The sequence below is a fragment of the Sedimentimonas flavescens genome (assembly GCF_019264375.1).
GTDB lineage: Bacteria > Pseudomonadota > Alphaproteobacteria > Rhodobacterales > Rhodobacteraceae > Rhodobacter > Rhodobacter flavescens.
Window position 1 is genome coordinate 73,088 of the sequence record NZ_JAHVAI010000007.1, and the last position, 22,158, is coordinate 95,245.

At 64.3% G+C, this 22,158-nt stretch carries 20 protein-coding genes; 8 read left to right on the forward strand and 12 right to left on the reverse strand.

Annotated features, from left to right (window positions below):
* Positions 1-29: 29 nt before the first annotated feature.
* The gene (locus KTQ37_RS08360; protein WP_218630054.1) at positions 30-869 is read right to left on the reverse strand and encodes a YihY/virulence factor BrkB family protein; all 840 of its coding nucleotides are present in this window, start codon (positions 867-869) and stop codon (positions 30-32) included.
* A 99-nt stretch (positions 870-968) separates the two neighbouring features.
* Between KTQ37_RS08360 and KTQ37_RS08365 the strand changes: the two genes are divergently transcribed.
* A complete protein-coding gene (locus tag KTQ37_RS08365) occupies positions 969-2,294 on the forward strand; it encodes a cytochrome-c peroxidase (RefSeq protein WP_218630055.1) in 1,326 nt (441 codons plus the stop codon).
* Here KTQ37_RS08365 and KTQ37_RS08370 read toward each other — a convergent pair.
* Together KTQ37_RS08370 and KTQ37_RS08375 are read right to left on the reverse strand one after the other, a co-directional pair.
* The gene (locus tag KTQ37_RS08370; protein WP_218630056.1) at positions 2,291-3,784 is read right to left on the reverse strand and encodes a CRTAC1 family protein; all 1,494 of its coding nucleotides are present in this window, start codon (positions 3,782-3,784) and stop codon (positions 2,291-2,293) included. The two genes, KTQ37_RS08365 and KTQ37_RS08370, sit on opposite strands and share 4 nt — an antisense overlap.
* Positions 3,781-5,058, reverse strand: a complete 1,278-nt coding sequence (locus KTQ37_RS08375) for an ROK family protein (RefSeq protein WP_218630057.1) — start codon at positions 5,056-5,058, stop codon at positions 3,781-3,783. Before KTQ37_RS08375 ends, KTQ37_RS08370 begins: the two co-directional genes overlap by 4 nt.
* Before the next feature lie 208 nt (positions 5,059-5,266).
* On the opposite strand from KTQ37_RS08375, the gene xylF reads away from it, so the two are divergent.
* The 7 genes from xylF (at position 5,267) to KTQ37_RS08410 (ending at position 13,684) form a co-directional block, all read left to right on the forward strand.
* Positions 5,267-6,286, forward strand: coding sequence for a D-xylose ABC transporter substrate-binding protein (xylF, locus tag KTQ37_RS08380; protein ID WP_218630058.1), 1,020 nt, complete (start codon positions 5,267-5,269; stop codon positions 6,284-6,286).
* Between the two features lie 77 nt (positions 6,287-6,363).
* A complete protein-coding gene (locus KTQ37_RS08385) occupies positions 6,364-7,659 on the forward strand; it encodes a sugar ABC transporter permease (RefSeq protein WP_218630059.1) in 1,296 nt (431 codons plus the stop codon).
* Positions 7,656-8,417, forward strand: coding sequence for an ATP-binding cassette domain-containing protein (locus KTQ37_RS08390; RefSeq protein ID WP_218630060.1), 762 nt, complete (start codon positions 7,656-7,658; stop codon positions 8,415-8,417). Before KTQ37_RS08385 ends, KTQ37_RS08390 begins: the two co-directional genes overlap by 4 nt.
* Positions 8,417-9,853: a xylulokinase gene (gene xylB / locus KTQ37_RS08395; RefSeq protein ID WP_218630061.1), complete on the forward strand. Its 1,437-nt coding sequence runs from the start codon at positions 8,417-8,419 to the stop codon at positions 9,851-9,853. The genes KTQ37_RS08390 and xylB overlap by 1 nt, the downstream gene beginning before the upstream one ends.
* Entirely contained in the window at positions 9,850-11,151 is a 1,302-nt protein-coding gene (xylA, locus tag KTQ37_RS08400; protein WP_218630062.1) for a xylose isomerase, read from the forward strand. The genes xylB and xylA overlap by 4 nt, the downstream gene beginning before the upstream one ends.
* A gap of 134 nt (positions 11,152-11,285) precedes the next feature.
* Positions 11,286-12,818: a SulP family inorganic anion transporter gene (locus KTQ37_RS08405; RefSeq protein ID WP_218630063.1), complete on the forward strand. Its 1,533-nt coding sequence runs from the start codon at positions 11,286-11,288 to the stop codon at positions 12,816-12,818.
* A gap of 11 nt (positions 12,819-12,829) precedes the next feature.
* Positions 12,830-13,684, forward strand: a complete 855-nt coding sequence (locus KTQ37_RS08410; RefSeq protein ID WP_218630064.1) for a universal stress protein — start codon at positions 12,830-12,832, stop codon at positions 13,682-13,684.
* A 6-nt stretch (positions 13,685-13,690) separates the two neighbouring features.
* Here the strand turns inward: KTQ37_RS08410 and KTQ37_RS08415 are convergent, their stop codons facing one another.
* From KTQ37_RS08415 to KTQ37_RS08455, 9 genes are read right to left on the reverse strand one after another with little or no spacing between them, the layout of a single operon-like run.
* Positions 13,691-14,827, reverse strand: a complete 1,137-nt coding sequence (locus KTQ37_RS08415; RefSeq protein WP_218630065.1) for an ABC transporter permease — start codon at positions 14,825-14,827, stop codon at positions 13,691-13,693.
* On the reverse strand, positions 14,824-15,744 hold the full coding sequence (locus KTQ37_RS08420; protein WP_218630066.1) for an ABC transporter ATP-binding protein: 921 nt from the start codon (positions 15,742-15,744) through the stop codon (positions 14,824-14,826). Before KTQ37_RS08420 ends, KTQ37_RS08415 begins: the two co-directional genes overlap by 4 nt.
* Positions 15,741-16,688: an HlyD family secretion protein gene (locus KTQ37_RS08425; protein ID WP_328799703.1), complete on the reverse strand. Its 948-nt coding sequence runs from the start codon at positions 16,686-16,688 to the stop codon at positions 15,741-15,743. The genes KTQ37_RS08420 and KTQ37_RS08425 overlap by 4 nt, the downstream gene beginning before the upstream one ends.
* 2 nt (positions 16,689-16,690) lie before the next feature.
* A complete protein-coding gene (locus tag KTQ37_RS08430; protein WP_218630068.1) occupies positions 16,691-17,344 on the reverse strand; it encodes a CerR family C-terminal domain-containing protein in 654 nt (217 codons plus the stop codon).
* Positions 17,345-17,374: 30 nt separating this feature from the next.
* Complete coding sequence (locus KTQ37_RS08435; RefSeq protein WP_218630069.1) at positions 17,375-18,094, reverse strand: type 1 glutamine amidotransferase; 720 nt, start codon at positions 18,092-18,094, stop codon at positions 17,375-17,377.
* Positions 18,095-18,139: 45 nt separating this feature from the next.
* Positions 18,140-18,943 (reverse strand): ABC transporter permease subunit, encoded by an 804-nt coding sequence (locus KTQ37_RS08440; protein WP_218630070.1) that lies wholly within the window; start codon positions 18,941-18,943, stop codon positions 18,140-18,142.
* Positions 18,943-19,851 (reverse strand): ABC transporter permease subunit, encoded by a 909-nt coding sequence (locus tag KTQ37_RS08445; RefSeq protein WP_218630071.1) that lies wholly within the window; start codon positions 19,849-19,851, stop codon positions 18,943-18,945. The genes KTQ37_RS08440 and KTQ37_RS08445 overlap by 1 nt, the downstream gene beginning before the upstream one ends.
* Positions 19,848-20,987: an ABC transporter ATP-binding protein gene (locus tag KTQ37_RS08450; protein ID WP_218630072.1), complete on the reverse strand. Its 1,140-nt coding sequence runs from the start codon at positions 20,985-20,987 to the stop codon at positions 19,848-19,850. Before KTQ37_RS08450 ends, KTQ37_RS08445 begins: the two co-directional genes overlap by 4 nt.
* A gap of 56 nt (positions 20,988-21,043) precedes the next feature.
* Entirely contained in the window at positions 21,044-22,129 is a 1,086-nt protein-coding gene (locus KTQ37_RS08455; RefSeq protein ID WP_218630073.1) for a polyamine ABC transporter substrate-binding protein, read from the reverse strand.
* Positions 22,130-22,158: the final 29 nt, after the last annotated feature.

Genomic DNA, 22,158 nt, shown 5'->3' on the forward strand with positions numbered 1-22,158 from the left:
GACCCGCGCCCTTACCCGGCGCGGGTTTTTCATTGCGCAGGCTTGCGCCGGGCCTGTCGCCGCGCGGCCAGCTCCGCATTCAGCGCGGCGCCTAGAAGCACCGAAAATGCGCTGAGATAGAGCCACATCAACAGCGCAATCACCGCCCCGATCGAGCCATAGACTCTGTTGTAGCTGCCGAAGTTGGCCAGGTAATAGGTCAGCCCGAGCGACGCGACACCCCAAACAAACGTCGCCAGCACCGCTCCCACCGTCAGGATCGGATCGCGATGCCCCTCGGTATTCGGCCCGTAGCGGTAAAGAATCCCCAAGGCGGTCAGCATCAGCAGAAGCATCGCGCCCCAGGGCAGACCCGACAGCATCCAGGCGGTCGCGTCATGGAAGGGCAGGAAATTGACCGCGACCGGCACGATGACAATCGTCGCCATCGCCACCAGCATGACGCCCACCAGCGCCAGCGTCATGATATAGCCGATCAGGAAGTTCCACAGCGTGTTACGCGGCTTGGTCGCGTGGATCACGTTCAGCCCCTGCACCAGCGCCCCCACCCCGGCCCGCGCCGAGAACAGCGCGAAGGCCACCGACAGCACGGTTCCCCAGCCAAGCGCCGCACGCGGGCCGACCATCAGCGCCATGATCTGATCGTTCAGGATGGCAAAAGCCTCGGGCGGGATGAAATCATCCGCCACCTGCAGGTAGGACTGGATGATGCCGGGATCGGCAAAGGCGCTCCAGATCGCGATGGTGGCCGAGATCCCCGGAAACACCGCCAACATGGCGTAAAAGGCGACCCCGGCAGAAATCAGGCCGATGTTCGTGTCGAACATCCGTCCCACGAAGCTTAGCGCGAATTTGGTGACTGCCTGCACTCGGCCCCCCGTTTTGCCCACCATCGCGCAGGACGCCACCAAGCGCAACTTGCGGCAAGGTTGGCTCTGTGCTCTGTTAGCGCGAACATGGAGGGGATCATGCGAGGGCGGACTTGGGCATGGCTTGGTGCAGCGTTGCTTGCGGCAACGACGGCGGCGGCGCAAGAATCGCCGCGTGCCGTGACGGATGCCGATTACGCCCCGGTGAACCGCGCCGAGGCCGAGTTGGGGCAGTTGCTGTTTTTCGACCCTATTCTGGCAGGAAACCGCAATATCTCTTGCGCAACGTGTCACCACCCGCGCTTTGCGACCTCCGACGGTCTTAGCCTTGGCTTGGGCGAGGGCGCCATTGGGCTCGGGCCAGATCGCCACGTGACCGACACGAACATCCCCGAGCAGCACATTCCCCGCAATTCGCCCGCGCTCTTCAACCTGGGCGCCGCCGAGTTCACCCGCCTTTTCCATGATGGCCGGATCGAGGCCGACCCGAGCCGACCGACGGGCCTGCGCACCCCGATGGAGGATGAGATGGTGACGGGCTTCGTCTCGATCCTATCGGCGCAGACGATGTTCCCGGTGCTGTCGCCCGATGAAATGGCCGGGCACTATAGCGAGAATGAGATCGCCAAGGCCGTGCGCTCGGGCCGGATCACCGGAGAAGGCGGAGCGTGGGATCGGATCGCGGCGCGCGTGGCGGCAATTCCGGCGTATCAAGCCAGATTCGAGTCCGTTTATCCCGATATTGCCGCAGGCCGTGCGCTCGAGTTCACCGATATTTCGAACGCCATTGCCTCCTTCGTCGCGTTCGAGTGGCGATCGGACACGAGCCCCTTCGATGCCGCCCTGCGCGGTGAGACCCCGCTGTCACCCGAGGCTACGGCCGGGGCCGAATTGTTCTACGGAGCCGCGGGCTGCGCCGAGTGCCACAGCGGACCCTTCCTGACAGATCACCAGTTCCACGCCATGGCCGCCCCGCAGCTTGGCCCCGGCAAGGCCGAACGCTTCGAGTCCCATTCGCGCGATGAGGGCCGTGCCCGCGTCACCAACAGGGCTGAAGACCGTTTTGCCTTCCGCACCCCCTCGCTGCGCAACGTGGCCCGCACCGGCCCTTGGGGCCATGCGGGCGGGCATCGCGATCTTGCATCCTTCGTCACCGACCATGCCGCCCGCGCCGAGGGACTGGCGCGCTACCAATCGCAGGCCGTGCTGCCCGAGCTGTCGGTGAGCAAGTACGTTTGGGCGATCTTGGATGACGCCGCCGCTCGGGCCGAAATCGCGGCCGCAGCTGGCCCGGGCATCGCCCTAAGCGCCGATGAGGTCAGCGCCATCGTCGCCTTTCTGGAAAGCCTGACCGACCCGGACGCAATCGCCGGACGCCTCGGCATTCCTGAAAGCGTGCCAAGCGGGCTGCCGGTGGAGCGTTAAGGCGCCTTGGCGATCTGCGTGCAGCCGTTGATCTCGACCGGCTGCCACTCGCTGACGGAGCCATCGGGCCAGATCACGCGCACCTCCGCCTCATGCGCGCTCCCCAGACCGAAATGCAGCGGCACGGCCGCGCCGCCCGCATGGCCACCGCCGACCGTGACCTCTTGCACCTGCACCTTCCCGTTCGCGCGCAGCTCGACCCACGACCCCACCGCGCGGCGGTTGGATCTGGTTAAAATAGGCTCTATTTCAGCCCAATTTGAGTCACTCTTGGTTGCGTTGCGCCATAGCTCCATCGGCGCGCGGCGGTTCATCACCACCAGATCCAGCCGCCCGTCCAGGTTCAGATCCGCCATCGCCGCGCCACGGGATCGCTCGGCCGTGGCGATCCCGGCCTTGTCGGCATATTCGGCAAACGTGCCATCAGGCTGCTGGATCAGCAGGTTGTTCGGATCGTGGATCGCATTCGACGGCATCTGATCGACATTGCCCTTGGCGATGAACAGATCCGCGTCACCATCATTGTCCACATCGCCGAACTCGGCGTGCCACCCGGTCGAGGGGCGCCCGTCATCGCCCAGAAACGGGCGCTGCGCATAGGTGCCAAGCGCATAGGGCGCATTTTCGAAGCTGGCCCCGCGATTGATCTGCAAAAGCTGGTCGCCCATTGAAGTCATCATGACCTCGGGCAAGCCGTCACCAGTGATATCCCGGCTGGCGATTCCCATCCCCCAAAGCGAGATTTGCGGCCAGCCCTCACGCTCACGCAGGGGATTGAGGCGGAACATCTGCTCATAGCCGCCGCGCACGTAGTAGTGCCGGTCGTTCGAGATGCGCAGCTCGCGTTCCCCGTTCCGCTGCCAATCGGTGATAAGGGCGGAAAGCGCGCAGTATCCCGGTGAGATCGTCTCTGTTTCAGCAAGATTTCGCGGATTCAGGCGAACAAGCAGGCTGTCGTCGCAGGCCTCGAACGGGCCTTCTGGATCGCGGCGATCCACGTAATTGCCAAAGAACAGCGTCGGCCAGTCGCGCCCTTCCTCCCAGGTCGCGGTGAACGAGGTCGTCCAATCGTCGCTGACGGGCAGGCCCCAGGTCGCGGTCGCGTCCGTGAAACGGCAGTCGCCTTCCCCGCGCAAGAGGACATTCGCCCCCACGCGCAGCACTGCCAGATCCAGATTGCCGTCGCTGTCGATATCAAGCGGATAGGCACCGATCACGTGGGTCAGTTCGGGGATCGCGCCAAGATCGAAGCGCAGCGCGCCCCCAGTTTCGGAGCGGTTGACAAAGAGATGCGCGGCCCCCTCGCCCCCGGCCGCGAAAAGTTCTGGCCGCGCATCGCCATTGCAATCGAAAACCGCGACACCGCCGCCGACGAAATGCTCCCACCCGCCGGAATAGACATGGGCAAGCGGCAAACCCGCCGCATCATCATCAAAAACAGGCTCTGCACTGGCAGGAAATGCGATCAGAACCACGAGAGCCCATCTCATTGCGCGGCCATTTCCCGGCTGCTGCCCAGCAACCGCTCGGTCACATCATGCAGCGCGAGCGCGGCCGCCCCATGCGCCCAGAGAAGATCGCCCCAGGCATGGATCTCGATATTCGGAATGTCGCGCCCGGTATCGAGACTAAGCTCCTGCATCTCGGCCATCGTCTCCTTGGCGTAGAGATAATCGTAGCGCATCCGCTCGCCCGACAGGATGATCAGCTGCGGGTCGAACAGGTTGACCACGTTCGACAGCCCAAGCGCGAGATACCTTCCTGCCCGCCGAAAGATCGAACGCGCCGCCGAATTGCCGCCCTTGGCATGGGCATAGAGGCTTTCGAGCAGCGTGGCGACTGACTGCGTTTCCTTGTGCGTCAGGTTCAGCGCCGTGCGCGCCTCGCGCACCAGCGCGTAATCGGCGACGTAAGCCTCAAGGCAGCCGCGCTGACCGCAGCGGCACAGCGCCCCGTCGAGCTGCACCTTGGTATGACCGAGCTCCATCCCCATCCCGCGCGCGCCGCGATAGATGCGATGGTTGATCACGTAGCCCATGCCGACGCCATGCTCGATCGTGACCACCGCGAAGTCCGAAAGCGCGCGCCCGGCGCCGAACCACAGCTCGGCCAGCGTCACCAGATTGGCGTCATTATCGACCACCACCGGCACGGCAAGGCGCGCGCGCAGCGCGGCGGCAAGGTCGATATGCCGCTCGGTCAGAACGGGGGACCAGTGAACGATGCCTTTCTCGGAATCGACGAACCCCGGAACCCCCAGACCGAGGGCGCTGATCGTATGCGGCTCGACCCCGCCCTTGGCGCAGACCCGCGACAAAAGCTCGGCCGCGGCATCGAGCAGGGCGTCAAGCTCCATCGCGTCGGGTGTGCGTTCGATGGCCTCGCCCGCGATCAGGTTCCCCGCGAAGTCAACCAGAACGGCGGTGTGTTCGCGATCGGAAAGCTTGATCCCCACCACATGACGCGTCCCGCCGCGAACACCCAGAGCCACCGCCGGACGCCCGCGCGAGCTTTCAGCGTCGCGCAGCGTCTGGACCTCTTCAAGAATACCCGTCTCGATCAGTTCCGAGGTGATGGTCGTGACCGAGGCCGGGCTGATTCCCAACTCTTTCGACAGCTGCACCCGCGCGATCTGGCCGACGGCGCGGACGCGCTCGAATATCTGCTGGCGCAGCGGGCGCGAAGGATCCGAGAGCGGGTCGATCAACGGCCCACAGCCTTTCTTGGGCTGCGCGGACTGAGGAATCGTTCGTATCTGCGCCATTTTCATTCGATCCACTAACTAAATACTGCGGATGCAGCCGGAATTTGCCTCATAATATGCCGCATCGCAGCGCAAATCAGCAATGTTCTTACTCATTTCCAGTCTCTCCTGTTATTTTTATTTTGACAACTAAATTTATTATCGACATCCTTGAGTCCACGCTGGCGAATCTGCCGGGTGGGCCTTTGGGCCGATAAGGGAGGAAATAATGCACAAGATTCTCGTGGCCGCCGTGGCGCTTTCGGCAGGCCTTTCAACCTCGGCATTCGCCGAGATGACCGTCGGTGTTTCCTGGTCGAACTTCCAGGAAGAGCGCTGGAAGACCGACGAAGCCGCGATCAAGGGCGCCCTCGAGGCGGCCGGCGCCAAGTATATTTCGGCCGATGCGCAATCGTCCTCGGCCAAGCAGCTTTCCGACATCGAGGCGCTGATGGCGCAGGGCGTGAATGCGCTGATCGTTCTGGCGCAGGATACCGCCGCCATCGGCCCGGCCGTGCAGGCCGCCGCCGACGAGGGCATCCCGGTCATCGCCTATGACCGCCTGATCGAAGACCCGCGCGCCTTTTATCTGACCTTCGACAACGTCGAGGTTGGCCGGATGCAGGCCCGCGCCGTTCTGGAGGCCGCGCCCAAGGGCAATTACGTGATGATCAAGGGCTCGCCCACCGACCCGAACGCGGACTTCCTGCGCGGCGGTCAGCAAGAGGTGCTGCAAGCCGCGATCGACGCGGGCGACATCACCATCGTCGGCGAGGCCTATACCGATGGCTGGCTGCCGGCGAACGCGCAGCGCAACATGGAGCAGATCCTGACCGCGAACGACAACAAGGTCGATGCGGTCGTGGCCTCGAACGACGGCACCGCCGGTGGCGCGGTGTCCGCACTGACCGCGCAGGGCATGGTCGTGCCGGTTTCGGGTCAGGATGGCGACCACGCCGCTCTGAACCGGGTGGCCAAGGGCACGCAGACCGTCTCGGTCTGGAAAGATGCACGCGAACTGGGCAAGGCCGCGGGCGAGATCGCCGTCGCGCTGGCCGGTGGTGCCGACATGAAGGCCGTCGACGGCGCGATGGAGTGGACCTCGCCTGCGGGCACCACCATGACCGCCAAGTTCCTCGCGCCCATGCCGATCACCAAGGACAACCTGTCCGCCGTGGTTGATGCCGGCTGGATCGCCAAGGACGCGCTCTGCCAGGGCGTCTCGGGCGGCCCCGCCCCCTGCAACTGATTTGAACCGGGGCGCCACAGGGCGCCCCCCTTCATAACGGCTGCGCCATGACGCGGCCCTCTCCACGGAACAAATCCATGACCGATGCTGCAACGCCCTCTGGCGTTAAGAAAACGTCATTCTTCAAGGCGCTCGAGATCGACACCCGCCTGTTGGGCATGATCGTTGTCTTCGCCCTGATCTGCCTTGCCTTTGACATCAAGACCGACGGTCGTTTTCTGACCGCGCGGAACATCTTCAACCTGTCGATCCAGACCGTCTCGGTCGCGATCATGGCAACCGGGATGGTGTTCGTCATCGTCATGCGCCACATCGACCTGTCGGTGGGCGCGGTGCTGGCCATGTGCTCGGCGGTGATGGGCGTGTCTCAGGTCTGGATCTTGCCGCAGACGCTCGGGCTTGGGATCGGCCATCCGCTGACCGCGCCGATCACCATCGTCGCGGGCCTGGCAACCGGCACGCTGATCGGCGCGCTGAACGGCTGGCTGGTGGGCTATCAGCGCGTTCCGGCCTTCATCGTGACCCTTGGCGGGCTGCTGATCTGGCGCAACTTCGGCTGGTATATGTCGGACGGCCAGACACTGGGGCCGCTCGATCAGCACTTCATGCTATTCGGCGGGATCGAGGGCACGCTTGGCACGACCGTATCCTGGGCGCTTGGCGTGCTGTTCTCGGCCGGGGCGGTCTGGGCCCTGTGGCGCGCCCGCGCGGCGCGCATCCAGCATGAATTCCCGGTCAAGCCGATCTGGGCCGAGGTGACGATGATGGGCATTGCCGTCGCCGCCATCATGGGCCTGATCGCGACCTACAACGCCTATGAAATGCCGATCGGTCGGCTCAAGCGCATGTTCGCCGAGCGTGGCGAGGTGATGCCCGAGGGCTTCAGCGCCGCCTACGGCATGCCGATCTCGGTGCTGATCCTGGTGATCGTCGCCATCGGCATGACCGTCATCGCCCGGCGCACCCGCTTGGGGCGCTACATTTTCGCCGCCGGCGGCAACCCCGACGCCGCCGAGCTGTCGGGCATCAACACCCGCCTGCTTACGGTCAAGGTCTTCGCGTTGATGGGCTTTTTGTGCGGTCTGTCGGCGGTGGTGGCGCAAGCGCGCCTGTCCAACCACGCCAATGACATCGGCACGCTCGACGAGCTGCGCGTGATCGCGGCGGCGGTCATCGGCGGCACGGCACTGGCCGGCGGGATCGGCACGATCTACGGCGCCATCCTTGGGGCAGTCATCATGCAAAGCCTGCAATCGGGCATGGCCATGGTGAACGTGGACGCCCCCTTCCAGAATATCGTGGTCGGCGCGGTTCTCGTTCTCGCCGTCTGGATCGACATCCAATACCGCAAACGCACGGGGGAAAAGGTATGAGCAATCGTGGAACCCCTCTGGTCGAGCTGCGCGACATCTCGATCGCATTCGGCGGCATCAAGGCGGTCGATCACGTCACCGTCGATCTTTACCCCGGCGAGGTCGTGGGCCTGCTTGGCCACAATGGCGCGGGCAAATCGACCCTGATCAAGTGCCTTTCGGGCGCCTATCAGATGGATGCGGGCGAGATCCGGATCAATGGCGAGAAGGCCGAGATCCACAACCCGCGCGATGCACGCAAATACAATATCGAGACGATCTACCAGACGCTTGCGCTGGCCGATAACCTCGATGCGGCCTCGAACCTGTTTCTGGGGCGCGAGTTGGTCACGCCGATGGGCTTTGTCGATGACGCCCAGATGGAGGCCGAGACGCGCAAGATCATGGGCCGCCTGAACCCGAACTTCCGCAAGTTCAAAGAGCCGGTGAAGGCGCTTTCGGGCGGTCAGCGGCAATCGGTGGCCATCGCGCGGGCGGTCTATTTCAACGCCAAGATCCTGATCATGGACGAGCCGACCGCCGCGCTTGGCCCCCACGAAACCCAGATGGTGGCCGAGCTGATCCAGGAACTGAAGGCCCAGGGCCTTGGCATCTTCCTGATCGAGCATGACATTCACAACGTCATGAAGCTGTGCGACCGCGCCTCGGTGATGAAGAACGGCCAGCTTGTCGGCACGGTCAACGTCAATGAGGTCACGGACGAGGACATCCTTGGCATGATCATCCTTGGCAAGAAGCCCGAAGAGGCGGCTGGCTGATGTATCTGGGTCTCGATCTGGGCACATCGGGGCTGAAGGGTATCCTGATCGACGATGCGCAAAAGGTGGTGGCCGAAGCCTCGGCCCCCCTGTCCGTCAAGCGCCCGCATGATGGCTGGTCCGAGCAAATGCCAACGGATTGGATCGGCGCGGCCGAGTCGGTTCTGGGCCAGCTTTCCCGGCATGGCCTTGGTGAGCTGCGGGGGATTGGTCTCTCGGGGCAGATGCATGGCGCGACGCTACTCGATGCCGCCGACGACGTGCTGCGCCCCTGCATCCTGTGGAACGACACCCGCGCCCATGCCGAGGCGCGGGTACTCGATGAAGACCCCGATTTCCGCGCGATCACCGGCAATATCGTCTTTCCCGGCTTCACCGCGCCGAAGCTCGTCTGGGTCGCGCGGCATGAGCCCGCGATTTTCGCGCAAGTGGCGCGGGTGCTGCTGCCCAAGGACTACCTGCGGCTCTGGCTGACGGGCGAACATGTCGCCGAAATGTCGGATGCCGCGGGGACCAGCTGGTTCGATACCGGTCGCCGCGACTGGTCCGACGCGCTTCTGGCTAAAACCGGGATGACCCGTGCCCAGATGCCCCGACTGGTCGAGGGGTCAGAAGTGTCAGGCATCCTGCGCCCCGAACTGGCCGAGCGTTTCGGCATCCCCAAAGGCGTCGTCGTCGCCGGGGGCGGTGGGGATAATGCGGCCTCGGGCATCGGGGTCGGCGTGGTCAAGGCGGGTCAGGCCTTTGTCAGCCTTGGCACCTCGGGCGTGCTGTTCGCGGCCAATGACGGCTATCAGCCCGATCCAGCGACCGCCGTGCATACCTTCTGCCACGCCCTACCGGGCACCTGGCACCAGATGGGGGTGATCCTGGCCGCGACCGATGCGCTCAACTGGTTCGCGCGGCTGGCGGGCAGTACGGCTTCGGACCTGACCGCCGATCTGGGCACGCTGATTGCGCCGGAAAAGACCCTGTTCCTGCCCTATCTGGGGGGTGAGCGCACGCCGCTGAATGATGCCGCCATCCGGGGCGCATTCATCGGGCTTGAGCACGCAACCGACCGCACCGCCGCCACCCGCGCCGTGCTGGAGGGGGTAACCTTCGCGATCCGCGACTGTCGCGATGCGCTGGCCGCAACGGGCACCAAGATCGAAAGCCTCTTGGCCGTTGGGGGCGGATCGCGTTCGCGCTACTGGTGTCAGGCAATCGCGACCGCGCTTGGCACACCCGTTAGCCTGCCTGTCGCGGGCGACTTCGGCGGCGCCTTCGGGGCCGCGCGCCTTGCCCTGATGGCCGCCACCGGCGCAGGCGCCGAGATCGCCACACAACCCACGATTTCGGCTGTAATAGAGCCTGTTTTGGCCCTCAGCGACGCATTTGACGAAGGCCACGCCCGCTATCGCCGGGCCGCGGCCGCAATCCGAGGACTGACATGACTGATTTTTTCAAGGGCATCCCCCAGATCCGCTTCGAGGGCGCCGAGAGCGACAATGAATTCGCCTTCCGCCACTACAACCCCGACGAGATGCTTGCGGGCAAGCGCATGGAGGATCACCTGCGCTTTGCCGTCGCCTACTGGCACAGCTTTGCCTGGCCGGGCGGCGATCCGTTCGGCGGTCAGACCTTCGAGCGGCCCTGGTTTGGCGACTCGATGGCGCTGGCCAGGATGAAGGCTGATGTGGCGTTCGAGATGTTCGACATCCTGCAAGCGCCCTTCTTTTGCTTCCACGACGCTGACGTGCGCCCCGAGGGCGCCGACTTCGCCGAGAACACCCGCAACCTTGAGGAAATCGTCGATTACATCGGCACCAAGATGGAGGGCTCGAAAACCCGCCTGCTCTGGGGCACGGCCAATCTCTTCTCGAACCGCCGCTTCATGTCGGGCGCGGCCACCAACCCCGACCCCGAGGTTTTCGCCTGGTCGGCGGCGACCGTGAAAACATGCATGGACGCGACGCAGCGCCTTGGCGGAGAAAACTACGTCCTGTGGGGCGGGCGCGAGGGCTATGAGACGCTGCTCAACACCGATCTGGCGCGCGAAAGCGAACAGATGGGCCGCTTCCTGAGCATGGTCGTCGATTACAAGCACAAGATAGGCTTCAAGGGCGCGATCCTGATCGAGCCGAAACCGCAAGAGCCCTCCAAACACCAATACGACTATGATGTCGCCACCGTTTACGGCTTCCTCAAGCGCTTTGGCCTTGAGAACGAGGTGAAGGTGAATATCGAGCAGGGCCACGCCATCCTTGCCGGTCACAGCTTCGAGCATGAGATAGCGCTGGCGGCGAGCCTTGGGATCTTCGGCTCCATCGACATGAACCGCAACGATTACCAGTCGGGCTGGGATACCGACCAGTTCCCGGATTCGGTGCCCGAGATGGCCCGCGCCTATTACGAGATCCTCCGCGCGGGCGGCTACACCACCGGCGGCACGAATTTCGACGCCAAGATCCGCCGCCAGTCGCTCGACCCCGAGGATCTGATCCTCGCGCATGTGGGCGCAATGGATGTCTGCGCGCGGGCATTGAAGGCCGCAGCGGCGCTTCTGGAAGACGGCGGGCTGGAGGCCAATCGTCAGGCCCGCTACGCCGGGTGGGACACACCGGAAAACCGTGCGCTGCTCTCCTCGGATCTGGCCAGTATCGAGGCCCGCGTGCGCGCCGAAGGGATCAACCCACAGCCCCGCTCGGGTCGGCAGGAGCGGCTTGAGAACCTCTGGAACCGCTTCGTCTGAGACACCAAAGACCCAAGAGGGCCGGTTCTCCGGCCCTTTTTGCTTGCTGGCTTGGCTTTTGGCGCCCCAAAGGGTAAGCGGGGCGCGAACCTCCGGCCCCGCCTCCCCCGGCCGGTCAACCTGACAGGACAGAGATGCAGACCGTTTCCCCGGGAAACGGCAAGGGACAGAATTTGGGCTTTTCCATCGACACCTACCGCCGCCAATGGACCTCGAACATCCGCGCCGACGTGCTTTCGGGCCTAGTCGTGGCGCTGGCGCTGATCCCCGAGGCCATCGCTTTTTCGATCATCGCGGGCGTTGACCCGAAAGTGGGTCTTTACGCCAGCTTCTCGATTGCCGTGATCACCGCGATCACCGGCGGGCGGCCCGGGATGATCTCGGCGGCGACGGCGGCAACGGCGGTGCTGATGGTCACGCTGGTGCGCGATCACGGGCTGGAATACCTGCTGGCCGCGACGATCCTGACCGGCATCCTCCAAGTCGGAGCGGGTCTGCTGCGGCTTGGTTTCGTGATGAAATACGTCTCGAAATCGGTGATGACGGGGTTCGTGAATGCGCTCGCCATCCTGATCTTCATGGCGCAACTGCCCGAATTGGACCCGCGCAACGTCCCCGTCCTGACCTATCCGCTGGTCGTGGCGGCGCTGGCGATCATCTACCTCTTCCCGCGCCTGACGCGCGCCGTGCCCTCGCCACTGGTGGCCATTGTCGTGCTGACGATCTGCGCGATTGCCTTTGGCTGGAACGTTCGCACCGTGGGCGACATGGGCGCGCTGCCCGACACGCTGCCGATGTTCCTGCTGCCCGATGTGCCGCTGAACTTCGAGACGTTGCGGATCATCTTCCCCTATTCGGTCGCCGTCGCGGTCGTGGGTCTACTCGAAAGCCTGATGACGCAGAACCTGGTGGACGATCTGACCGACACGCCCTCGGACCGGAACATGGAGTGCATCGGGCAGGGCCTTGCCAACTTCGGCACCGGTTTCATCGGCGGCATGGCGGGCTGCGCCATGATCGGACAGTCGATGATCAACGTGAAATCTGGCGGTCGCGGGCGGCTTTCGACCTTTACCGCCGGCGTCATGCTCTTGGTCTTTTGCGTGGTACTTGGCGAGTGGGTCAGCCAGATCCCGATGCCCGCGCTGGTGGCCATCATGATCATGGTCTCGGTCGGCACCTTCTCCTGGTCGTCGATCGGGCAACTCAAAACCCATCCGCGCAGCTCGTCTGTCGTGATGCTGGCCACGGTGGTGACCGTGGTCTGGACGCATAACCTTGGCATCGGCGTGCTGGTGGGCGTGCTTTTGTCGGGAATTTTCTTCGCCGCCAAGATCGCGCAGCTTTTCCGCGTGACTTCAAGCGTGACGCCCGACGGGCGCCACCGCACCTATCACGTCGAGGGCCAGATGTTCTACGCCTCGGTCGAGGAGTTCATGCGCGCCTTCGATTTCCGCGAGGCGCTGGAGCGCGTGACCATCGACGTCAGCCGCGCGCATATCTGGGATATCTCATCGGTGCAGGCGCTTGATATGGCGGTCTTGAAATTCCGCCGCGATGGTGCCGAAGTAGAGGTAACGGGTCTGAACGAGGCCTCGGAAACCATTCTGGACAAGCTGGCGATTCACGATAAACCCGGCGCGGCCGACAAGCTTATGGCGCACTAAGGAGCAGCCCCATGACGGACAAGATCATCGCTTTCGTGGACGGCTCGATCTACTCGGCCAGCGTCTGCGAACATGCCGCCTGGGCGGCCGAACGTCTGGGCTGCGGGGTTGAAATCCTGCACGTTCTGGGCCGCCGCGATGCCCCGCAAAACACCGACCTGTCGGGCCAGATCAAGCTCGGCGCGCGCTCGGCGCTGATGTCGGAACTTGCCTCGCTTGATGAGCAGCGCGCCAAGCTGGTTGCGCATCGCGGACGCGCGATCCTGGAGGACGCGCAAGAGATGGTGCGCAGCGCGGGTGTCGAGGATGTCTCGGTCCAGTTGCGCAATGGCGATCTGGTCGAATCGCTGAGTGAGCGCGAGGGCGACGCCCGCCTGATCCTGATCGGCAAGCGCGGCGAGGCGGCGGATTTCGCCATCGACCATCTGGGCTCGAACATGGAGCGGCTCGTGCGCACGGCGTCGCGGCCGGTGCTGGTGGCCTCGCGCGCGTTCAAGCCGATCCAGAAGGTGCTGGTGGCCTATGATGGCGGCACCTCGGCGATGAAGGCGGTGGATCATCTGGCGCGCTCGCCGCTTTGCGCGGGGCTGGATGTGACCGTGGTTACCGTGGGCAGCGCCACGCCCGCCATCGAGAAGGGTCTAGCCAATGCGGCAGCGCTGCTGCGCGCGGCGGGGATCGAGGCGCAGACCCGCGTCGTCTCCGGCCAGCCCGATACCGCGCTTGGCAAGCTGGTCGATGACGAGGGCTTCGACATGCTGGTGATGGGCGCCTATGGCCATTCGCGGATCCGCAACCTGATCATCGGCTCGACCTCGACGGCGATGGTGCGCTCGTGCAAGGTGCCGGTGCTGATGATCCGCTAAGGCGGGTCAGTCCAGCGTCTGGCGGAACCGGCTCAGCGCCAGCAGGGTGAAACCGATGGCAAAGCCGGTCAGCGCCAGGAGCGGCGAGGCGATGGCCGCCAGATCGGCGCCTTTGAGCATTACGCCCCGGATCAGCCGCAGGAAATGCGTCAACGGCAGGGTCTCACCGATCCAGCGCGCCCAGGTGGGCATCCCGCTGAAGGGAAACATGAAGCCCGACAGCAGGATCGACGGCAGGAAGTAGAAGAACGTCAGCTGCATCGCCTGCATCTGCGTGCGCGCAAGCGTCGAGAATACATAGCCCAGCACAACCAGCGCCATCACGAAGACGAAGACGCCAAGCAGAAGCAACCAAATGCTGCCCGCGAAGGGCACGCCGAAGATAAGGCGCGCGGCGACGAGAACCACCACCACCTGCACCGCCCCCACCACGAAGAAGGGCAGTACCTTGCCCAGCATGATCTCGATCGGAGTCACCGGCATCGAAAGCAGGTTCTCCATCGTGCCGCGCTCGGTCTCGCGCGTCAGGGCCATGGCGGTCATCATCACCATGGTCATCTGCAAAATCACGCCCAGAAGGCCGGGTACGATATTGTATTGCGTCAACCCCTCGGGGTTGTAGCGGCGGTGAATGACCACATCGACCTTGGTCGCCTGGTTCTCGGCCATGGCGGCCTCGGTGCGGGCCTCGCGCAAGAGCGCCTCGTTGGCGACGGTGCCGATGGTGTTGATCGCGCCCGAGGCCACGGCGGGGTCGGTCGCATCGGCCTCGATCAGGATCTGCGGATGCTCGCCGCGCTCGAACCGGCGGCCGAAATCCGAAGGCATGGTGACGACAAAGCTGACATCGCCCGCCGCGATCAGCGCCTCGGCCTCGGCGGCCGTGGCGGCAGGGTGGGTGAAGCGATAGTAGCCCGTCAGCTCAAGCGCCGTGACCATGGCGCGGCTGTAGCGGTCCTGCACCGGCACGACGAGCGCGGCTGGCAGATCCTTGGGATCGTTGTTGATGGCAAAGCCAAACAGCATCAGCTGCATCAGCGGCACACCCAGCATCATCGCGAAAGTGATCCGATCACGCCGCATCTGGATCGATTCCTTGCGGATGATCGTGCGCAGCCGCTGCCAGGAGAAGAACGTGCTCATTGCATATTATCCTGCGATGCACCCATCAGCTGGATGAAGACATCCTCAAGGCTCGTCTCGGCCTCGAGCAGTTTCGACTGCGTGGCCTCGGCGGCGGTCTGGGCGGCCTTGCGCACGGCAGGGCCGTCGCGGCCGATGACATGCAGGCTGTTGCCATAGGGCGCGACCTGCTCGACCCCGTGCATGCTGCGCAACATGCGCTGCGCCTCGGCGATGCGGGGGCCTTCGAGCACCATCGTAGTCAGGCCCGCGTCGCGCACCACCTCGGCCACGGTGCCCTGGGTGATCAGCTTGCCATAGGAGATGTAATTGATGCGGTGGCAACGCTCGGCCTCGTCCATGTAATGGGTCGAGACAAGGACGGTCAGCCCTTCGGCGGCGCGCTGGTGAATCTCGTCCCAGAACTCGCGCCGGGCTTTTGGATCGACCCCGGCGGTGGGTTCGTCCAGCATCAGAAGCTTGGGGCGGTGCATGATGCAGGCTGCCAGCGCCAGCCGCTGCTTCCATCCGCCCGAGAGCGAGCCGGCCAACTGCCCCTTGCGGCTGGTCAGCCCCAGATCGGCAAGGGTCGAGGCCACCGCCTCGCGCGGCAGGTCGAACACGCCCGCGACGAATTGCAGGTTCTCTTCAATGGTCAGGTCTTCGTAGAAGCTGAACCTCTGCGTCATATAGCCGACCTCGCGCTTGATGGCGCGCTGATCGTGCAAGATGTCATGGCCCAACACGCGGCCCTCGCCCTCATCGGGCGTCAGCAGGCCGCACATCATCCGGATCGTCGTGGTCTTGCCCGAGCCGTTCGGCCCCAGAAAGCCCACGATCTCGCCCCGCGCGACCTCGATCGAGACGTGATCGACCACGGTGCGCTCGCCAAAGCGTTTGACCAGACCGGTCACGGCAATGGCGGGTTCGCCGGTCATTTCGCGTCCCCGACCAGCGAGACATCGACGATCTGCCCGGGCTTGAGGCTTGCCTCGCCCTCGGGCAGGGCCTCCACCAGATAGACGAGCTTCTGACGGCTTTGCAGCGAGTAGATCACCGGCGGGGTGAACTCGGGGCCATCGGCGATATAGCTGATCCGGGCGCTCAGCCCCTCGGCGCAACCATCGCACTGCACGGCAAGGCGCATGCCGGTGGACAGCGCGGCGATCTCGCCTTCGGGAACATAGAGGCGCAGCTTGACCGCGCCATCGGACAAGAGCGACAGGACCGGCGCCGAAGGGCCAGCCATCTCGCCCGGCATTCGCAGAATATCCGAGACGACGCCATCGGCCGGGGCAGTCAGATCGCGTTTGGCCAGCATCCAGCCCGCCTTGTCGAGATCGGCGCGCGCGGCCTGCACCGCCGCCTCGGCCGCGGCGATCTCCTCGGGGCGGGCGGGCAGGCGCGCCACGGCCAGATTGGCCTCGATCTGCGCAACACTGGCACGGGCGACCGAAACCGCGGTTTCCGCATCCTCGCGCTGTGCCTCGCTCGCGGCGCCACGGGCTGCAAGCGTGCTCAGCCGCGCAAGCTGGCGCTCGAAGTCGGCCAGTTGCGCCATGGCCGAGGCCAGCGAGGCCTCGATCACCTGGATCTCTTCCGGGCGGCGGCCCAAACGCAGGTTGCTCAACTGGCTTTCCGCCTGAGCCAGCGTGGCTGCGGCCCGCGCGACCGACAATTCGGCATCGCGCCGCTCTTGCCGGGCCAGAACTTCACCCGCAGCGAAACGCTCGCCCCGCGCCACCTCCAGGCTTTCGACCTGCGCCGTGGCAATCGGTGCCAGCAGAACGTAGTCGCCCTCGACATAACCTGTGCCAAGCGGGCTGGCTGCCGCACAGGCGCCGATCAGCGCCGAGAGGATCGGGACCGAGCAGATGTCCATCGTCAATTCCTTTCGGTTTCGCGCAGCATGGCGTTGAAATTCCCGACAATCACATCGGCGACTTGGTCGACAGCCTCGGGGCCATAGCCCGGCCAGCCCATGCGGCGCGTGACGACGGGGCCGGCAAGGCGGAAATAGAGCACTTGCCCGATGAAGCTGAAAACGCGCAGGCGCACGGCCTCGGATTCGGCGGGCTGACCGCTGGCGAGACCCCAGAGCGCGCAGATCCGCGCATGGGTCGGCATGATCAGATCGCGGTAGATAATATCGGCAGCCTCGGTCTCCTCGGTGATCTCACGCAGGGCGAAGGCCACCAGATCGCGCGCAGCGTCACTACCCAGAACAAAGCCCACCATCTTGCGGATCGTGCGACGCAGAACTTCGGCAGCCTGCTGCGGGCTCAGGTCGGGCAGCTGCGGCGGATCGGCCATTACACCACCGACACGGTGAATGAATTCGCGCGCGCAGGCCTCTCGCAACCCATTCTTGCTGCCGAAGTAATAGGCAATCGAGGCGACATTGGCGCCCGCCTTGGCGGCGATTTCGCGCGTCGAGGTGGCGGCAAAGCCCTGACGGCCGAACAGCGCGACACCCGCCTCAATCAGGGCGAGCGCGGTGCCATCGGGGCGTGGAGCTGATTGGGCATGATCGGTCATGCCTAAATCATAATCAAACGATTGATTAAATCAAGCGACGCCCTGCGTTTCGGACACTCTGCCACAGGCTCCGGCGTGATCGCGCTGGAAGAAATCGGCAATCGCCTGAGCGTATTTTTCCGTGGCCAGCGCCCCGCCCAGACCGCTTAGAGCCCGATCCGCCACGTCGTTGGGCAGGATCGCACGGCGTGCCTCGATCAGGGCGCGGGTGAACTCGGGGGTGAACTCGGGATGCGGCTGGAAGGTCAGCGCCTGATCGCCATAGGCCAGCGCCGCATTCTCGCAAAAGTCATTCGACGCGATGACCCGCGCGGCGCGGGGCTTCACCGTGACCTGATCCTGATGCCAGGCCAGCAGGCTGTCGCTTGCGCCATCTTCGGTCGCGTAATCGACCGCACCCACCGCCCAGCCACCGTCGAACTTCTCGACCCGGCCGCCCATCGCCTGCGCGATGATCTGGTGGCCAAAGCAGATGCCGACCATCGGCACCGCCTTGACGAAGCAGTAGCGGATGAAGGCCTCAAGCGGCGCGATCCAGTCGTGGTCTTCATAGACGCCAAAGCGCGAGCCGGTGATCAGCCAGCAATCGGCTTCACCGGGGTCGTTTGGCAGCACGCCGTCAAGCACGGGCCAGGTTTGAAACTCGAACCCCCGCCCCGCCAGAAGGCGGTGAAAGAAGCTGTCATAATCGCCGAACGCGTCGCGCAACTCATCGGGCGAGCGGCCGGTCTGTAGGATACCGATCTTCATGATGTCTCCGAAAGGACCGGAGCGGGGCGGCCCGCTCCGGATAGATCAATGCGATTGGGCTTCGCTTTTCTGCATCTGCCAGGCGGCGATCAGGATTACCGCCGAAATCGACACGATGATCAGCGTCGCCAGCGCGTTCACCTCGGGGCTGACCCCAAGACGCACTTTCGAGAAGATCACCATCGGCAAGGTCGAGGCGCCCGGCCCGGTCACGAAGCTGGCCACGACAAGGTCATCAAGGCTGATCGTGAAGACAAGAAGCCAGGCCGAGATCAGCGCGGGCGCCAGTGCAGGCAGCGTCACGTCGAAGAAGACCCGGATCGGGCGCGCGCCCAGATCCTGCGCGGCTTCCTCGATCGAACGGTCGAGCGACCCCATCCGCGAGCCAAGCACCACCGTCGCATAGGCCGCGCCAAAGGTGGCATGGGCGATCACGATGGTGTCCACCCCGCGCCCGGCGGGCCAGCCAACCAGCGATTCAAGCGCCACGAACAGCAGCAGCAGCGACAGGCCGATGATCACCTCGGGCATCACCAGCGGAGCAGTCACCGCCCCGCTTAGCATCATGCGCGCCGGGAAGCGGCCGAACCGGGCCAGCGCGTAGGAGGCCAGCGTGCCGATCACGGTGGCTATGGTGGCCGACATCAGCGCGACCTTGAGGCTGACCCAGGCGGCGTCGAGGATCTGCTGATCTTGCAGCAGCGCGGCATACCACTTGGTCGAGAACCCACCCCAGACCGTCACCAGCTTGGATGCGTTGAAGCTGAAGATGATCAGCGACAGGATCGGCGCATAGAGGAACACGAACCCCAGGAAGGCCGAAAGGCGAAGACTGAAAGAGCGACGCATCAGTTTGCCTCCTCTTTGCCCGACTGGGTGCGTTGCAGAATGGCGATCGGCATTACCAGCACCACCAGCATGACAATCGCCACCGCCGAGGCCACCGGCCAGTCTCGGTTCGAGAAGAACTCATTCCACAGCACCGAACCGATCATCAGCGTATCGGGGCCGCCGAGCAGCGCAGGGATGACGAACTCGCCCACCGCCGGGATGAAGACCAGAAGCGAGCCCGCGATGATCCCCGGAACGGAAAGCGGCAGGGTCACCGTCAGGAAAGTCACGAAGGGCCGCGCGCCCAGATCGGCCGAGGCTTCCAGCAGCGCCTCGTCGAGTTTCACCAGCGTCGCGTAAAGCGGCAGGATCATGAAGGGCAGGTAGCTATAGACGATGCCCAGATAGACCGCGAAATCGGTTTGCAGCAGCACCAGCGGCTCATTGATCACGCCCATCGACATCAGCACGTTGTTGATCACGCCATTGCCCTTGAGAATGCCGATCCACGCATAGACGCGCAGCAGGAACGACGTCCAGAACGGCAGCACGACCAGCATCAGCAGAATATTCCGGCGATGCTGCGGTGCGCGCGCGATGACATAGGCCATCGGGTAGCCGATCAGGAGCGTGATCACCGTCGCGGCCGCCGCGATCTTTAGCGAGCCGAGATAGGCCATCAGGTAAAGCGGGTCTTCGGCCAGGAAGAGGTAATTGCCGAAGTTGAGCGAGACGTTCAGCACGCCCTCGGCCCATTCCCAGATCGGCAGGTAGGGCGGGCGCGCGATGGCCGATTCCGACAGCGAGATCTTGGCCAGCACCACGAAGGGCAGCAGGAAGAACAGCGTGAGCCACGCGAGGGGCGCCGCGACCACGAAGGCCCGTCCCTTCGCGCCGACCCATTCAAACAGGCCGCGCGCTGTCATGCCGTCACCACGACGCTTGCCGCGCCGTCCCATCCGATCTGCACCGCCTCGCCAGCGCGGATCGCATCGTCCGCCGAACGGCGGCGGTTGGTCTGGCTGACCTTGACCTGCTTGCCGGTTGGCAGGGTGACGTGGAAGACCGACAGGTTCCCCATGTAGGAGACGTCATCCACCGTGGCTGCCAGCCGGTTGGGCAGGCTTTCAGGCAGGGTGCGTTCAATCGCGATCTTCTCGGGGCGCAGTGCCACGGCGACCGACTGGCCCTTCACGCCGCTGATCCCGTGCGAAACAAGGATATCGCTGGCGGTATCGCCCGAGCGGATCACTACGTGATCGTCGGCATCCTCGGCGATCTTGCCCTCGAAGATATTCACCGAGCCGATGAAATCCGCGACAAAGCGCGTATTGGGATATTCATAGACGTCATGCGGCGTGCCGATCTGAACGATCTGCCCTGCGGTCATCACGCCCAGGCGCGAGGAAAGGGTCATCGCCTCTTCCTGGTCGTGGGTCACGACAACGAAGGTCACGCCAAGCGTTTCCTGGATCTTGATCAGCTCGCGCTGCGTTTCTTCGCGCAGCTTCTTGTCGAGCGCGCCGAGCGGCTCGTCGAGCATCAGCAGTTTCGGGCGCTTGATCAGCGAGCGCGCCAGCGCCACGCGCTGACGCTGACCGCCCGAAAGCTGGTGCGGCTTGCGCGCGGCCAGCCCGTCAAGCTGCACGAGCGAGAGCATCTCTGTCACGCGGGTCGCGATCTCGGCGCGCGGCACGCCGTCGCGCTTGAGGCCATAGGCGATGTTCTTCTCCACGCTCATATGCGGAAAGAGCGCGTAGGACTGGAACATCATGTTGGTGTCGCGCTTGTGCGGCGGCACGCCCGACATATCCTCGCCGTCGATCAGGATCTGGCCCGAGGTCGGCATCTCGAACCCCGCCAGCATCCGCAGCAGCGTGGACTTGCCGCAGCCCGACCCGCCCAGAAGGCAGAACAACTCGCCCTGGTAGATATCGAGCGAGACATCGTTCACCGCCGTGAAAGCGCCGAACTTCTTGGTGACGTTGCGGATCTGCAAGAACGGCTTGGCATTCGGATCCTCCCACGGCTTGAGCGCGCGGGCCGAGGTTGCTTCGGTCATTTTCTTTCCCTGTCAGAAATGCAAAGGCCACCCCACGGCGGGGGTGGCCGATCCGATCATTGTCCGGTCTTGAGCGAGGTCCAGGCGCGGGTCAGCGAACGATCGTAGCGCTGGCTGTGCGGCTTGGCCGAGTACATCTTGGCCATGACCTCGGGCGCCGGGTAGATGCCGGGGTCGTTGCGGACCGCCTCGTCCACCAGCTTGGTCGCCTTCTGGTTGGCGTTGGCGTAGTAGACGTAGTTGGTGATGGCGGCCGAAACCTCGGGGCGCAGGAAATAATCGACGAACTTGTGCGCGTTCTCCGGATGCGGCGCATCCGAGGGGATCACCAGCATGTCGAAGCCCACCAGAGCGCCCTCGTTCGGGATCTCATAGGCCACGCGCACGCCCTGCCCGGCCTCGTCGGCGCGGTCACGTGCTTGCAGGATGTCGCCCGAGTAACCGACGGCAAGGCAGATGTCGCCATTCGCCAGATCGTTGATGTATTGCGACGAGTGGAAATAGCGGATGAACGGGCGCACGCCCTTCATCAGCTCGGTCGCGGCCTCAAGGTCATCGGCCTTTTCCGAGGTCGGGTCGAGGCCAAGGTAGTTCAGCGCCGCCGCCGTCATCTCGGAGGGCGAGTCGAGCAGGGCGATCCCACAATCTTGCAGCTTTTCCGCTTGCGCAGGGTCGAAAAGCGCCGACCAGCTGTCGATCTCTTCCGAGCCAAGACGCTCGGCCACCTTGTCGCGGTTGTAGCCCAGACCGACGGTGTACATCATGTAGGGCACGCCATAGGCATTGCCCGGATCGTTGGCAGCGATGATCTCAAGCACCTTGGGATCGAGATTGCCGTAGTTGGCGATCTGCGCGCGGTCGATCTCCTGGAACACGCCGGCCTGTGCCTGACGCGCCATGAACTCAAGCGAGGGCACGACGATGTCGTAATTGGTCGAGCCGGTCAGCATCTTGGCCTCAACGACCTCGTTGCTGTCGAAGACGTCATAGTTGACCTTGATCCCGGTCTCGGCCTCGAAATTCGCGATCGTGTCTTCCGCGATATAGTCCGACCAGTTGTAGATGTTCAGAACGGCTTCTTCTGCTGCCGCCACGCCTGCCGAAGCAAGCACGGCCACGCCAGCGGCCATGAGGTTTTTCATTTCGTGATCTCCCTGTGAAAACGCTGCGG

Bases quoted from the DNA above. Each gene is read 5' to 3' on its own strand.
- KTQ37_RS08375 (WP_218630057.1), bottom strand. From the start codon at position 5,058: ATGGCGCAGATACGAACGATTCCTCAGTCCGCGCAGCCCAAGAAAGGC.
- KTQ37_RS08435 (WP_218630069.1), bottom strand. From the start codon at position 18,094: ATGAAGATCGGTATCCTACAGACCGGCCGCTCGCCCGATGAGTTGCGC.
- KTQ37_RS08440 (WP_218630070.1), bottom strand. From the start codon at position 18,943: ATGCGTCGCTCTTTCAGTCTTCGCCTTTCGGCCTTCCTGGGGTTCGTG.
- KTQ37_RS08405 (WP_218630063.1), top strand. From the start codon at position 11,286: ATGCAGACCGTTTCCCCGGGAAACGGCAAGGGACAGAATTTGGGCTTT.
- KTQ37_RS08425 (WP_328799703.1), bottom strand. From the start codon at position 16,688: ATGGACATCTGCTCGGTCCCGATCCTCTCGGCGCTGATCGGCGCCTGT.
- KTQ37_RS08370 (WP_218630056.1), bottom strand. From the start codon at position 3,784: ATGAGATGGGCTCTCGTGGTTCTGATCGCATTTCCTGCCAGTGCAGAG.
- KTQ37_RS08390 (WP_218630060.1), top strand. From the start codon at position 7,656: ATGAGCAATCGTGGAACCCCTCTGGTCGAGCTGCGCGACATCTCGATC.
- xylA (WP_218630062.1), top strand. From the start codon at position 9,850: ATGACTGATTTTTTCAAGGGCATCCCCCAGATCCGCTTCGAGGGCGCC.
- xylB (WP_218630061.1), top strand. From the start codon at position 8,417: ATGTATCTGGGTCTCGATCTGGGCACATCGGGGCTGAAGGGTATCCTG.
- KTQ37_RS08445 (WP_218630071.1), bottom strand. From the start codon at position 19,851: ATGACAGCGCGCGGCCTGTTTGAATGGGTCGGCGCGAAGGGACGGGCC.
- KTQ37_RS08450 (WP_218630072.1), bottom strand. From the start codon at position 20,987: ATGACCGAAGCAACCTCGGCCCGCGCGCTCAAGCCGTGGGAGGATCCG.
- KTQ37_RS08430 (WP_218630068.1), bottom strand. From the start codon at position 17,344: ATGACCGATCATGCCCAATCAGCTCCACGCCCCGATGGCACCGCGCTC.
- KTQ37_RS08455 (WP_218630073.1), bottom strand. From the start codon at position 22,129: ATGAAAAACCTCATGGCCGCTGGCGTGGCCGTGCTTGCTTCGGCAGGC.
- KTQ37_RS08410 (WP_218630064.1), top strand. From the start codon at position 12,830: ATGACGGACAAGATCATCGCTTTCGTGGACGGCTCGATCTACTCGGCC.
- KTQ37_RS08415 (WP_218630065.1), bottom strand. From the start codon at position 14,827: ATGAGCACGTTCTTCTCCTGGCAGCGGCTGCGCACGATCATCCGCAAG.
- KTQ37_RS08365 (WP_218630055.1), top strand. From the start codon at position 969: ATGCGAGGGCGGACTTGGGCATGGCTTGGTGCAGCGTTGCTTGCGGCA.
- xylF (WP_218630058.1), top strand. From the start codon at position 5,267: ATGCACAAGATTCTCGTGGCCGCCGTGGCGCTTTCGGCAGGCCTTTCA.
- KTQ37_RS08385 (WP_218630059.1), top strand. From the start codon at position 6,364: ATGACCGATGCTGCAACGCCCTCTGGCGTTAAGAAAACGTCATTCTTC.
- KTQ37_RS08420 (WP_218630066.1), bottom strand. From the start codon at position 15,744: ATGACCGGCGAACCCGCCATTGCCGTGACCGGTCTGGTCAAACGCTTT.